Here is a 13,237-nt window from a genome sequence, read left to right on the forward strand (position 1 = left end):
CAGTGTCGTTCGCCGCATCGCCTTTCCGCTTGCCGGAGGGCCCCGCCGCCGTGCTCGCGATCGACGTGGGCGGCACCGATATCAAGTCCGCGGTCGCCGCGGCATCTGGCGCCGTCGGTGCCGTCGACCGCCGTCCGACACCCCGAGGGCCCGCTGCGCTCCTCGACGCGATCGACGGGATCGCCGCCGCGCAAGCAGGACGATTTCAGGCCGTGGGCCTGGTCGTGCCAGGCATCGTCGAGGGTGACGTGGCAGTGTTCTCCGAGAACCTCGGATGGAGTGATGTGCCGCTCGGGCGTCTCGTGCGCGAACGTCTGGGGGTGCCGGTCGCGTTCGGGCAGGACGTGCGCGCGGCGGCCACTGCTGAAATGTTCGTCGGCGGCGGCGCCCGGTTCCGTGACCCCGTCGTCATGGTGGCTGGCACGGGCCTGTCGGCGGTGATCGTCCGCGGCCACCGCGTGGTGGGGGGATCGCCCCTCGTGGGCGAGATCGGCCACGCACCCATCGCAGGCGAGGGCTCCGATGAGCCGTGCGTGTGCGGGCTCGTCGGCTGCCTCGAAGCTGTCGCCTCCGCCGCATCGATCGCGCGCCGCTACCGACGGTTATCGGGGCGTCCGGCCGCCGGGGCGCGTGACGTTCTCGACGCTGCCGCGCGAGGAGATGCCGAGGCCGCGCGCGTGTGGGATGCCGCCGTCGACGCGCTTGCGTTCGGGCTCTCTCATCTCGTGGCGACCCTCGCGCCCGACGCCGTGCTCATCGCGGGCGGTCTGTCCCGCGCCGGCGATACCCTCATCGAACCGGTGCGGGAGCGGCTGGCCGCGCGGCTCAGCTTCCACAAGATGCCGGTGATCGAGGCCGCGCGCCTCGGCGCGGAGGCTGGTGTCCTGGGGGCGGCGCTCGACGCCCGCGCTCTGTACGCGGACTCATCCGCCGCGCGGATGGCCGTAGCCCCGTGATCGTCGTCGTCACGCCAAACCCGGCCCTCGATCTGACCTGGAGCCTGCCCGCGCTCGAGCGAGGCGAGAGCCACCGCGTCGCCGCCGGGCACACCCGCGCGGGCGGGAAGGGCATCAACGTCGCGCGCGTGCTTCATGCGCTCGGCCAACCCGTCCTCGCCGTTGCCCCGTGCGCCGTCGCGGGAGACGGCGCCCTCTTCTCTGACGATCTGCGCACCGCGGGCATCCCCGTCGAACTCGTTCCGGTGCACGGGGCCCTCCGTCGGTCCGTCGCGCTCGTCGAGGAAGCGACCGGCACGGCGACGCTCCTCAACGAGCGGGGGAGCGCGTGGAGTCGAACGGAGATCGCCTCCCTTGTACAGGCCACGATCGCTCGCCTCTCCGACGCGCGTGTTCTCGTCGTGTCCGGAAGCCTCCCGCCTGGCACGCCCGACGGCTTCGTCGGCAGCCTTGTCCGCAAGGCGCGCCGACAGGGTGTCGCAGTTATCGCCGATGTCGCGGGTCCCGCACTGCGCGAGGCCGCGCACGCGGGCGCCGACCTCGTCAAACCGAATGCGGTCGAGCTCGTCGAGGCGACGGGCGCGGCCGATCCGGCCGACGGCATCCGCCGCCTCCTCGACGACGGTGCGCGGATGGTCGCGGCATCGTTCGGCGCCGACGGCCTGTGCATCGCGCGCTCCGAAGGCTCGGGATTCGAGGCGGTGAGCGCCCGCATGCCGCAGCCGCTGCGCGGCAATGCGACGGGCGCGGGCGATGCCGCCGTCGCCTCGCTCGCGCGGGACCTCGTCGACGGCGTCGGCGACCTCGCGACGCTCGCCCGTCGGGCGGCGGGCCTCTCAGCCGCGGCCGTGCTCGCCTCCTATGCAGGCGAGGTCTCGTCCACATACCCGGCCCTCATCTCCGAGGCCATCGTCGCCCCGGGAATCCCACGTTCCCGCGAAAGGACCCCCGCATGACGCTCGTCCCGACCCGCGCCATCCTCGACCGCACGACACGTGGTCGCGCCGCCTTCAACGTCGTGCACATCGAGACCGCCGAGGCGCTCGCCGGCGCCGCCGACGACACGGGGCTGCCGCTCATCCTGCAGATCTCGGAGAACTGCGTCGACTATCACGGAGCGCTCGCCCCCGTCGCCGCGGCTGTGTCGGCGATCGCGCGGGACGCCGACGTCCCGATCGCGGTGCACCTCGACCACGCCGTTTCGGAGGCGCTCGCACTCGAAGCGATCGACTTCGGCTTCGGGTCTGTCATGTTCGACGGTGCGACCCTGCCGTTCGCTGAGAACGTTGCGGCGACGCGAAGGATTGTGCGGGTCGCGCATGCGGCAGGCGTTCTCGTCGAGGCCGAGCTGGGCGAGATCGGCGGCAAGGACGGTGCGCACGCGCCCGGTGTGCGCACAGACCCCGTCGAGGCCGTGCAGTTCGCCACCGCGACGGGCGTGGACGCCCTCGCCGTCGCGGTGGGATCGTCGCACGCCATGACCGACCGCACGGCCGTACTCGACCTGGATCTCATCGCGCGCCTCCGCGAAGCGGTTGACATCCCGCTCGTGCTGCACGGGTCCAGCGGCGTCGGGGACGGACACCTGCGCGCCGCAGTCGCCGCCGGCATCGCGAAAGTCAACATCGCCACGCAGCTCACCAAGCAGTACACGCAGGCCGTGCGCCGCGCCCTCGCCGACCGCCCGGCCCTCGTCGACTCGCGCACCTACACGCGCGCCGGCCGCGACGCCGTGCGCGCCGAGGCCGCGCGCCTGCTGACGCTGCTCGACGCAGCAGCGCCTGTCGTGTCATCGTGACGGCCGAGCGCCGCACGGTCGTCCACTCCGCGTACGTCATCTCCGACGGAGCGTCGGCCGACGACGCGTGGATCATGCTCGACGACGGGCTCGTCGCCGCGCGAGGGTATGGCGGCGGATGGCGCTCTGGGGCCGAAGGCGCGCATGTCGTTGACGCCGGAGGCCGCACGGCTGTGCCCGGCTTCATCGACCTGCACTGCCACGGCGGCGGTGGCGCGAGCGCCGAGGACGTCGCCGCGGACCCCGCGGACCTCGCGCGCATCGTCGACCTGCACCGACGCCACGGCACAACGCGATCGCTGCTATCGCTCGTGTCGGACGACCTCTCTGTGCTCTCCGCTAGGTCAGCCGCACTCGCGCCCCTCGTGGAAGCCGACCCGCTTCTCCTCGGCGTACACCTGGAGGGGCCGTTCCTGGCGGGCTCGCACCGTGGCGCCCATCGCGAAGCCGCGCTCCGCACTCCCACGCCCGATGCCCTCGCCCTGTTGCAGGACGGGGGACCCGTCACCATGATCACGATCGCACCAGAGCTACCCGGCGCGATCGACGCGATCGACGCGCTGGTAGCAGCCGGCGTCATCGTCGCAATCGGCCATACTGCCGCAGACCATGCGACAGCACGAGACGCCTTTGCACGCGGCGCACGCGTCCTGACCCACGCCTTCAACGGCATGCCGGGCATCCACCACCGCGCACCCGGACCCGTCGTCGCCGCGCTCGAGACGGCAGAAGTCGTGATCGAACTCATCGTCGACGGCGTCCACGTGCATCCCTCCGTCATCGCGTGCGCCATGCGCGCCGCGCCGGGCCGGGTGGCCTTCGTGAGCGATGCCATGGCCGCCGCTGGCGCCCCCGACGGCGCCTACCAGCTCGGCGGCCTCGACGTCACGGTGCGCGACGGCGTCGCCACGCACGGCGCAGACGACGCGCTCGCCGGCTCGACGCTGACGCTCGACCGCGCCCTAGCGAATGCCGTCGCCGCAGGCATCCCGCTCGTGGACGCGGTCACCGCGCTCACCTCGACGCCAGCGAGCGTGCTCGGCCTGCAGGGGCGCATCGGCACCCTCACCCCGGGCGCGGCAGCGGATCTCGTGCTGCTGGGAGAGGATCTCGTACCCGACGCGGTGTGGGCCGGAGGCGTTCTCGTGCACCTCGCGCCCGTGCTGTGCGATCGTGAGCGATCCCGTGCGGCCCGTCCCGTGGGGTCCTAACGTCGTCGCAACCCGTCCGAGGAGGAACCCATGCGCTCTGCCCGCCGCACCCTCGCCGTCCTCGCCGCCGCCGCGGCCATCCTGATGTTCGCCGGTCCCGCGCCCGCCCTCGCCTCCGTGCCGCCCGCCGTTGTAAACGGTGACTTCGACGACGCGGACGGCAACGGTGCACCCGACGGCTGGTCCCGGTGGAACCCCGCCGGGACGGCGGGCGTCTCTGTCGCCGCCGACGGGCCCGACGGGCGCACGGCGGCGACGATCACGTCGACGTCGGGGCCGACCGCCCGCCTCGCTCTCACGCAGCGAGTCACGGTCGACGCGGCCACTCCGAGACGCATCGTCGTCCGCGCGCTCGTCCGCGGCGCAGCCCTCGATGCCGGCTACAGCATGATCCGGGTGCAGGTTCGCGACGCGACGGGAAGGGTGATCGTGCCCGTCGCGTCAGGCCCGTATCTGCGCGGTACCTTCGACTGGCGGGTCTCGGAGACAGCGATCACGCTGCCCGACACCGCCGCGAGCATCTCGGTCGAGCCCATGCTCGACCGAGCGGCGGGCTCGCTGTCGGTAACGGGCGTCGAGATCGTCGAGGACGTCGCGACAGGGTCGCTCGACGCGATCGTCGGCGAACGCGGCGCCGTCGAGCTGACGTGGTCATTCCCCGACGTCACCGCCGCCGAGTACCGCGTGCGGCGCGGGACGGTTGACGAGCCGGTCTGGCTGCGTACGAGCACCGCATCCACGGTGGCAGACGAGACCGCGCAGCCCGGCACGACCTACACCTACGTCGTCGACGCGCTCGACGTCGCCGGCGCCGTCCTAGCCTCGACACCCCTGGCGTCGGCCACCGTGCCGGCGGACGTCGTCGACCTCGTCGAGAGCCCGATCGTCTTCGCGCGCTCGACCGACGACGATACGGCGCGCGCGAGCTGGGCGGTGCCGTCGGGCACGGGGTCGGTCGAACTGCGCGTCGACGGCGCGACGACGCCTCTGACGGCTGCGACGGGGTCTGTCGAGGTTGCCGCGGCGGTGGGCGATACTGTCGAACTCCTCGCCGACGGTGCGGTCGTCGCCGACGCGCGTGTCGGTGCCGTGGCCCACCCGCGCGCCCTGCTGGGCGCTAATGACATCGCACGCGTGCAGGCGTCGCTGGCTGCTGGCGAGTCCACGGTCGTCGGCGCGTGGGACGCCCTCGTCGGGCGGCTGGTCGCCCCCGCCACGGCCGGATACTCCTCGAACGGCAGCGCCGGCCTGTACGAGGCGCGTGATGCCGCGTTCGCGTTTGCGATCACGGGCGACACCGCCTACGCGAAGCAGGCCTACGACGGGCTCGTCGACGGCGAAGCATTCATCACCGCCCGCGACACCAACATGGGTCTCGAGCTCGGCCGAGCCGCACTGCTGCTGGCGCCCGCCTACGACTGGGCGGCTCCGGGATGGACCGATGCGCAGCGTACGCACGTGCAGGCCATGATGCTGCGCGTCTCGGAGCTGCTGTCGACGTACCACCACGACAACCTCGACACGACGGGCGACAAGGCGAGCAACTGGGTCGGCGTCACGCGGTCGACCGAGCTTGCGATGCTCCTCATGCTCGCGGGCGACCAGACCGCTGCCTCCGACGACGCGCTCGACAGGCGCATCCTCTTCCTCACCGACCAGGTCGCCCAGCACCTCGACGACGGCTACACCGGCACCGGCTGGATGCAGGAGGGCTGGGACTACCTGCACTACACGGAGCTCTATCTCTTCCCGTCGATCTACATGGCGCAGACCGCAGGTCTCACGGCCCTCGACGCGGCGTTCGCGGACATCGACTTCTCGGGTCTCGCGCTGCACGTCGTCTCCTCGCGGGCCGCCGGCGATGTCGCACAGTTCGGCGTGAGCGGACCGAACGGGCAGGTCGACGGTGCCCTGCCGCTGCTGTTCCCGCTCGCCTCCGACGCCGCGGAGCTCGGTCAGCTTGTCGAGATCTACGACGCCGTGCACGGCACGGCGTCAGTATCCCAGCGCTTCGATGGTGTGCATGGCCTTTGGACGGCGCTGTTCGCGCCGACCGCCGGCGAGCGTTCATTGGCCCTCGCCGCATCGGCAGCGGCGGCCGCGCTGCCGGCGCTGCTCGACGAGGACGCAGGGTTCGCCGCCTTCCGCGACGACGTGGCCGATGCCGACGATGCGATCGTCGTGACGTCGAACCGGAACAGCCAGCACAAGGGGTGGGCCGCAGCCGAGACGTTCTCGCTGTCGTGGATCTCTGACGACACGACCTGGGCGATGCAAGGCGGCAAGGCGTACGCCGACCCGTCCGCGTGGAGCAAGCCGCTCGTCGATGGACAACTCGAACCCTACGAGAACCAGTACCGCACACTCGATGGTCAGGGAGTCACGCTCGACGCCCGTTCGTTCGGCGGCCAGGGCGGCGGTTACCTCGAGCTCGACGGATCGGCCAACTTCGGCGTCGATGTCGCGCACCGCTTCGAGGTCGTCGATCTCGAGCCGAGCGGGCCGGCCACGGCGATTGTCGCCGTTGCGGACGACTTCTCCGACGACACTTCGCACACGTGGTCGTGGCAGCTGCGTCCCGAGAGCGGCGTCGTGATCGCGCTCGATGAGGACGCATCGGAGGCCGAGCCGCTCTTCACGTTCACGTCTGCTGACGCGGCGGGAGACCCCGTCGTGCTGTCCGGCTTCGTGCTCGATCGCGAGGGGCTCGACGCCGAGGTCGACGACGGTGTGCTGCGCCTGTCACGCACCGGCACCACAGCCGCCTTCCGCATCGTGCTCGCCACCGCCGAGGAGGCGTTGTCGGGGGCACTCGCGGGCGGTGGGCTCGCAATCGGGGACGCCTACATCCCGATCGACGACCTCGGCGCAGTGGGCGCGGGCGGCCTCCCCACGCCGAGCGCGGCGCACCGGCACTGAGGTCACGAGTCGATGGTGTGCGATCGTGTGCGATCTCGTGCGAGCAGTGTGCGAACGGCGATGATGAGCCTGTGCTGCCTTCCGAACGACACCAGGCCATCCTCCGCGAGATCGAGTTGCGCGGCGCCCTGACCGTCGCCGACTTCGCCGGCCGGTTCCAGGTTTCGGCGATGACCATCCGAAGAGATCTCCTCGAGCTCGAGGCAGAGGGTCTTCTCGAACGTGTCCATGGCGGTGCGGTGCGGCGACGCGCGCCGCGCAACAAGGGGCTCATCGCGACGATCGGATTCATCGTCCCGTCGGCGCGGTATTACTTCCCCGGCATCATCGCGGGGGCCAAGCACGCGGCGGCCGAGCTCAACGCCCGTCTCGTGCTCGGCATCTCTGACTACTCCGGCGAAGCGGAGCGTCACCAGATCCGGCGTCTACTCGAGCGCGGCGTCGACGGGCTCGTGGTGACGCCCTCCGACCCCTACCGCCAAGACCACGCGACCTACTGGCTCCTCGCCGAAGCCGAGCCGCCCACCATCGTCATGGAGCGTTCCCTCGTCGACGCGCCCTCCGACATTCTGCTGGGTGCCGTGCGCACCGATCACGCGCACGGCGCCAAGGTCGCCCTGCGGCACCTCGTCGACGGCGGCCGTTCGCGGATCGCGCTCGGGGTTCGGCGCGGCCCGACCGCCGAGCCGCTGCGCGACGGCTACCGCCGCGCTCTCGCCGACCTGCTGCCAGGGGTAGACCCCATCGAGCTCGAGATCGCCCGGGTCGAGAGGCCTGCAGCCGAGCAACGAGCCTCTCTCGCGGCGGTCGTGGACGCGTGCGCCGCGCAGCGTGTTGACGGGCTGATCGTGTTGCCCGACGAGGCTGCGATCGGTCTCGTCGACCTCGCCGTCGACCGAGGCATCGACGTGCCACGCGACCTCGCGGTCGTCGCCTACGACGACGAAGTCGCCTCGCTTGCCGAGGTGCCCATCACCGCCGTCGCACCCCCCAAGGCCGATGTGGGCGCCATGGCGGTGCGCGCCTGCTTCGAGCGGATCACGCGTGGCGAGCGCATCCTCGGCGGGCCGGCGCACGCGCGCATCGACCTGCTGCCGACCCTCACCGTGCGCGGCTCGTCATCGGCCGAAACATCGCTCTGACACGATTCCGCGCAGTCGGGTGTGCGGGTGTGTGCGATCACGTGCGCGTGATCGTGGGGGTCCTGATGATAGGTGCACTGCTTCACCCGACTGGCACCATCGCTTTGATCAGCAAGGAGTCCCATGGACCGCATCATCCGCACCACGGGGGCCGCCGTCTTGGCAGCTGCCCTCCTCGTCCCCCTCGCGTCGTGCGCGGCGGAGACTGCTCCCGGGTCGACGACGACCGAGAGTGCGCTTCCCGAGGGCGAGATCACATTCTGGTCGGCCCTCGCCGGGATGGACTCTGTCGCCGAGGCCTTCAACGACAGTCAGGACCGCATCCACGTCACGTTCGAGAGCGTGTCGAACGGCGCGAACGGCGGCTACGCCAAGCTCGCCGCTGCGATCTCGGCCGGCCAAGCCCCTGACGTCGCGACGATCGAGTACTACGCGCTACCGCAGTTCGCGAGCTCCGGCAGCCTTCAGAGCCTGACGGGCATCTACTCGGACGACGTGCTGAACTCGTTCTCCCGCGTCAGTCGCTCCCTCATCACTCTCGGCGGCGAGGTGTGGGCGCTGCCGTACGACGCGCCTCCATCGATCGTCTGGTACCGGCAGGACCTCTTGGAAGCCGCCGGCGTCGAGGTGCCCAGGACGTGGGAGGAGTTCGCCGACGCGGCCCGCGCCGTCCATGAGACGACGGGCGGCTACCTCGCATCCTTCAACGCGAATGAGCCGAGCTGGTACGCCGCGCTCGCCTGGCAGAACGGCGCGCAATGGTTCGACACGGACAGCGACAGCTGGGTAGTGGACCTGGACGACGCTGCGACGACCGACGTCGCCCAGTTCTGGCAGGGGCTCATCGATGACGGTGCGGTGAAGGCCGTCGCGTCCTACTCGGACGAGTGGACCAATGACATCGCCTCGGGCACCGCCGCCGGCATCGTCGGGGCGAGCTGGAGCGCGACGGGCATCATCGCGCGCGCGCCGGGCCAGGAGGGAGCGTGGGTCGCGGCCGAGCTGCCCGTGTGGGATGGGGCGGAGCCGGTGACGCCGATCTACGGCGGCTCGACGTTCGCCGTGCCCGCGTCGAGCGAGAACGGCGCGGCCGCTGCCGAGTTCATCGAGTTCCTCACCACCGACCCCGCCGCGATCGAGGCGCGGGGCGACACTGGCTCCGCGTACCTCGCGAACAGCGATCTGACAGCCGTGTCGCAGGCCGCGTTCGACGCATCGTTCTTCGCGAACGACATCTGGGCGGTCTTCGACAAGGCTGCGTCGCGAGACTCGGGCAGTTGGCAGTGGGGGCCGAACTTCGATCTCACGGCGACCGCGATGAAGGAGACGATGGGCGCCACCGCACCTGGCGGTCGCCTCGCAGAGGCGTTCGCGTCGATTCAGGCCAGAACCGTCGACGGGCTCGCCGGGCTCGGCTTGTCGGTCGGTCCGTGAGGTAGGGGCGATGACCACCGCATCCCTCGGCGGCGCGACGCCTCGTTCGTCGCGCCGCCGGCACCGCGCGACGAACGACCTTGGCGCGGCCGCGCTTTTCCTCGGGCCGTTCTTCGCCCTCTTCGCCCTGTGCTTGCTCGCCCCTGTCGTGTACGCGCTCGTGCTGAGCGTGTTCGCAGAGAAACGTTCGGGGATCGGGTTCGGCGGCGACGCGCAGACCCTGTTCGTCGGGTTCGACAACTACGTGGCAGTGCTCACCTCGGAGTCCTTCGTTGCGGGGTTCGGGCGTCTCGCTCTCTACGTCGTGCTGTACATCCCGACCATGTTGGGTCTTGCCCTCGTGCTGGCTCTCCTTCTCGACTCGGCCTATGCACGACTCGCCCGCGTCTTCCAGGTTCTGCTGTTCCTGCCGCACATCGTCCCGGGGGTCATCGCCGCTCTGCTGTGGACATACCTGTACACCCCGGGCGTGAGCCCCATCCTCGGGCTCCTGGGCGGCGCCGGCGTACAGCTCGACCTGTTCGGCACGACGCTCATCGTGCCGGCCGTCGTCAACATCGCGGTGTGGCAGTGGACCGGCTACAACGTCATCATCGTGTTCACAGCTCTGCAAGCCGTGCCGCGCGAGGTCGTTGAAGCAGCCAGCCTCGATGGCGCAGGTGGAGTACGCATCGCTGTCGGCATCAAGCTGCCGCTCGTCGCGGGTTCCGTGGGGGTCATCGGCCTCTTCACCGCGATCGGTGCCCTCCAGCTGTTTACGGAGCCATCCATCCTTGCCAAGGCCACGACGACCATCACCCCCAGCTGGGTGCCGAACATGTGGGCATACGACGCGGCCTTCAACCGTCTCGACCAACATCAGGCCGCAGCTGCATCGCTCGTCATCGCGCTTATCGCGGGTGCCGTGTCGTTCGCCATCACACGCCTCACCTCGAAAGGTGCGCGCACATGACCGTCCTGGAGAGCCGTCCCCCCGAGGCGCTGGGGACGGCATCAGTGCCGCCTCGGCCGTCATCCCGGCACCGGACGCGACCTCGGATGGCGGGCGTTGCGGTCACGAATGCCGTGCTCGTGCTCGGCGCCGTCTATATGGTCTTCCCGGTGTTGTGGCTCGTGTTCGCATCTCTGAAGGACCCGGCCGGTCTCTACTCCACCTCCGTCTTCGACATCGATCGCTGGTTCATCGGCGACAACATCGCAGCCCTCGTCGCCGAGGGAGACGGGCTCTTCGTCCGTTGGATCGGCAACAGCCTGCTGTACTCGCTCGCAGGCGCCGTCATCGGCGGCATCGTGTCGACGGCTGCCGGCTACGCGTTCGACAAGCTTCGATTCCGCGGGAAAGAGAGCCTGTTCGGCTTCGTGCTCGTCGGGGTGCTCGTGCCCAACACGGCGACGGTGCTCCCCCTCTACATGCTCTTCTCGCAACTCGGAATGGTCAACACGGTCTGGGCGATCATCCTGCCGTCACTGTGCAATCCATTCAATGTCTACCTCGCCCGCGCATTCAGTCGCGCCTACGTACCCGACGAGACCCTTGAGGCGGCGCACGTGGACGGCGCAGGAGCGGTGCGCACATTCTTCTCCGTAGCGCTGCCCATGCTGGCCCCCGGATTCGTGACGATCGCGCTCTTCCAGTTCTTCGCTGTCTGGAGCAACTACATGCTGCCGCTGGTCATGCTGAGCGACCCCACGCTCTATCCGGTCTCGCTGGGCATCTCCCATTGGCAGGGGCTCACCGCCGTCGACCCCCGCTACGCGCCCCTCGTCGTGACCGGCTCGCTCCTGTCGCTCGTTCCCCTCGTGATCGCGTTCATCTCGCTGCAGCGCTACTGGCGGGCCGGGATGACGGAGGGAAGCGTCAAGTGAGCGCCGTTCTCAACGTCGCCCTCGCGATGAGCGCGGACGTCGCCGCGAAGGTGTTTCCCCCCGACCGCCTGGCCGCCATCGATCGCGCCGACGAGCTGCGGCTGCTCACACCGCGGCCGCTCGACTCCTTCCAGGGTGCGCACGCCGACGCGGTGCTCTCTGAGGTCGACGTGCTGCTCACCGGATGGGGGAGCCCTGTCATCGACGAGGCCGTGCTCGACCGGGCACCGCGGCTGCGGCTGATCGCGCACGCGGGCGGCAGCGTCAAGGGCCACGTCGGACTCGCAGCATGGGAGCGCGGTGTCGCAGTGTGCTCCGCCACCGATGCGAACGCGCAACCCGTCGCCGAGTTCGCAGCCGCCATGATCTTGCTGGCCGGCAAGCAAGCGTTCCCCCTCGCGCGGATCGCCGCGCGCTCGGCAGCGAGTATCGTCTCTGACGACATCTACCCCGAGATGGGCAATCGCGGTAAGCGCGTGGGGATCGTGGGGGCCTCCCGCATCGGCCGGCGCACACTCGCGTTGCTCCGACCGTACGATCTCGAGCTTGTCGTCCACGATCCGTATCTCTCCCAAGACGACGCGAGAGCGCTGGGAGCCCGCGCCGTCAGCCTGGAAGACCTGCTGCGAACGAGCGACGTGATCTCCCTGCACGCTCCTGCGCTCCCGGAGACGCGCCATCTGCTCAATCGCGCCGGAATCGCTCTGCTACGCCGGGGCGCCGTCGTCGTCAACACTGCACGTGGCGCTCTCATAGACCACGACGCACTCACCGAGCGCGTCGTGCGTGGCGAGTTGACGGCCATTCTCGACGTCACGGACCCCGAGGAGCTTCCTATCGAGCATCCGCTGCGCACCGCAGACCACGCCTTCCTCACCCCCCACATAGCCGGATCGATGGGCACGGAGCTACCGCGACTCGCCGACAGCGCGCTGAATGAGGCATGCCGGTTTGCTCGAGGCGAGCCTCTCGTTTCACTGGTTTGGCAGGACGAACTCGCCCGGCAGGCGTGAGTTCACGGGAAGCGTTCTCGCGACCACCGCCCGGCTCAGCAACGCGGATGCTGGGGAGACCGCTCCGCACTCAGACCTCGTCATCGACCGGTACGGCGCTCGGGTCCTCGCGCTGTTGACCACGGCCGCCCGCTCTCATATACGATGTACGAGAGCCACGAGGAGGTGTGCCAGTGATGTCGATCCCACCGTTCGGACCCGTCGCCACGACGTCGCGCACGGCGCACGTCCTGGAGGTGCTGAAGAGTGCCATCCTCAACGGGCAGCTGAGACCCGGCGATGCGCTCGTCGAATCGGAGCTGGCGAGTCGACTGGGAGTGTCCAAGACTCCGGTCCGCGAGGCACTGAAGTCCCTGGAGGGGACCGGTCTCGTCGTCATCCGGCCGTATACCGGCGCGGTCGTCCGTGTGTTCACCGAGGTCGACGCCGTCGCCGTCTATGACATGCGCCTCTTGCTCGAGCCGGAAGCGGTTCGTCGAAGCGTCGCCGCAGGCTTCGACGCGACAGGAGCCGTCGAGGCCCTGGGGCGCGCTGAAGCCGCGGAAAGCGGGTCCGAGCGCAGCCTGGCGAATCGCGATTTCCATCGGAGCCTGTACCGAGAGTGCGGCAACCCGCTGCTCGTGCAGACGCTCGATGGTCTCCGCGACCAGATCGCGCTCATCTCGGCCGGGTCGTGGGCCCGTACCGCCTCGTGGCGTCAAGAGGCCTCGGAGCATGCCCGCATCCTGCACGTCGCTCGCTCGGGCGATTCGGAAGGCGCGGCGCGCCTGGTGCGTGAGCACGTCGCCGACTTCGCCCGTCGACGCATCGCGCCCGCGGGACCGGACTCCGCGGAAGGAGGGTCGGCCTAGAGAAAGAAGACGGCTCGTTCACCGCCAAGTTCCCGAGCCGCCCCCTG

The 13,237-nt window shown here is 70.1% G+C and carries 11 protein-coding genes; all 11 read left to right on the forward strand.

Annotated elements, in window-relative coordinates:
• The first annotated feature begins 29 nt into the window (after positions 1-29).
• Positions 30-956, forward strand: a complete 927-nt coding sequence (locus tag HW566_RS09410) for an ROK family protein (RefSeq protein WP_256728648.1) — start codon at positions 30-32, stop codon at positions 954-956.
• Positions 953-1,912 carry a 1-phosphofructokinase family hexose kinase gene (locus HW566_RS09415; protein WP_178012338.1) on the forward strand — a complete coding sequence of 320 codons (960 nt, stop codon included), beginning with the start codon at positions 953-955 and terminating at the stop codon, positions 1,910-1,912. Before HW566_RS09410 ends, HW566_RS09415 begins: the two co-directional genes overlap by 4 nt.
• Complete coding sequence (locus HW566_RS09420; protein ID WP_178012339.1) at positions 1,909-2,754, forward strand: class II fructose-bisphosphate aldolase; 846 nt, start codon at positions 1,909-1,911, stop codon at positions 2,752-2,754. Before HW566_RS09415 ends, HW566_RS09420 begins: the two co-directional genes overlap by 4 nt.
• Positions 2,751-3,965 (forward strand): N-acetylglucosamine-6-phosphate deacetylase, encoded by a 1,215-nt coding sequence (gene nagA, locus HW566_RS09425; protein WP_256728649.1) that lies wholly within the window; start codon positions 2,751-2,753, stop codon positions 3,963-3,965. The genes HW566_RS09420 and nagA overlap by 4 nt, the downstream gene beginning before the upstream one ends.
• Before the next feature lie 30 nt (positions 3,966-3,995).
• Positions 3,996-6,884 (forward strand): hypothetical protein, encoded by a 2,889-nt coding sequence (locus HW566_RS09430; RefSeq protein WP_178012341.1) that lies wholly within the window; start codon positions 3,996-3,998, stop codon positions 6,882-6,884.
• Positions 6,885-6,955: 71 nt separating this feature from the next.
• Positions 6,956-8,026, forward strand: a complete 1,071-nt coding sequence (locus HW566_RS09435) for a substrate-binding domain-containing protein (protein WP_178012343.1) — start codon at positions 6,956-6,958, stop codon at positions 8,024-8,026.
• A gap of 123 nt (positions 8,027-8,149) precedes the next feature.
• The gene (locus HW566_RS09440; RefSeq protein ID WP_178012345.1) at positions 8,150-9,460 is read left to right on the forward strand and encodes an ABC transporter substrate-binding protein; all 1,311 of its coding nucleotides are present in this window, start codon (positions 8,150-8,152) and stop codon (positions 9,458-9,460) included.
• Positions 9,461-9,470: 10 nt separating this feature from the next.
• Positions 9,471-10,412, forward strand: a complete 942-nt coding sequence (locus HW566_RS09445) for a carbohydrate ABC transporter permease (protein WP_178012347.1) — start codon at positions 9,471-9,473, stop codon at positions 10,410-10,412.
• Between the two features lie 86 nt (positions 10,413-10,498).
• A complete protein-coding gene (locus HW566_RS09450) occupies positions 10,499-11,326 on the forward strand; it encodes a carbohydrate ABC transporter permease (RefSeq protein WP_178012349.1) in 828 nt (275 codons plus the stop codon).
• Positions 11,323-12,339 (forward strand): hydroxyacid dehydrogenase, encoded by a 1,017-nt coding sequence (locus HW566_RS09455; RefSeq protein ID WP_256728650.1) that lies wholly within the window; start codon positions 11,323-11,325, stop codon positions 12,337-12,339. Before HW566_RS09450 ends, HW566_RS09455 begins: the two co-directional genes overlap by 4 nt.
• A gap of 176 nt (positions 12,340-12,515) precedes the next feature.
• Positions 12,516-13,190 (forward strand): GntR family transcriptional regulator, encoded by a 675-nt coding sequence (locus tag HW566_RS09460; protein WP_178012351.1) that lies wholly within the window; start codon positions 12,516-12,518, stop codon positions 13,188-13,190.
• Positions 13,191-13,237 lie beyond the last annotated feature (47 nt).

This window comes from Microbacterium oleivorans, assembly GCF_013389665.1.
GTDB lineage: Bacteria > Actinomycetota > Actinomycetes > Actinomycetales > Microbacteriaceae > Microbacterium > Microbacterium oleivorans_C.

Coding starts and splice junctions, on each gene's coding strand:
- HW566_RS09420 (WP_178012339.1), top strand. CDS start 1,909: ATGACGCTCGTCCCGACCCGCGCCATCCTCGACCGCACGACACGTGGT.
- HW566_RS09430 (WP_178012341.1), top strand. CDS start 3,996: ATGCGCTCTGCCCGCCGCACCCTCGCCGTCCTCGCCGCCGCCGCGGCC.
- HW566_RS09440 (WP_178012345.1), top strand. CDS start 8,150: ATGGACCGCATCATCCGCACCACGGGGGCCGCCGTCTTGGCAGCTGCC.
- HW566_RS09445 (WP_178012347.1), top strand. CDS start 9,471: ATGACCACCGCATCCCTCGGCGGCGCGACGCCTCGTTCGTCGCGCCGC.
- HW566_RS09450 (WP_178012349.1), top strand. CDS start 10,499: ATGGCGGGCGTTGCGGTCACGAATGCCGTGCTCGTGCTCGGCGCCGTC.
- HW566_RS09460 (WP_178012351.1), top strand. CDS start 12,516: ATGTCGATCCCACCGTTCGGACCCGTCGCCACGACGTCGCGCACGGCG.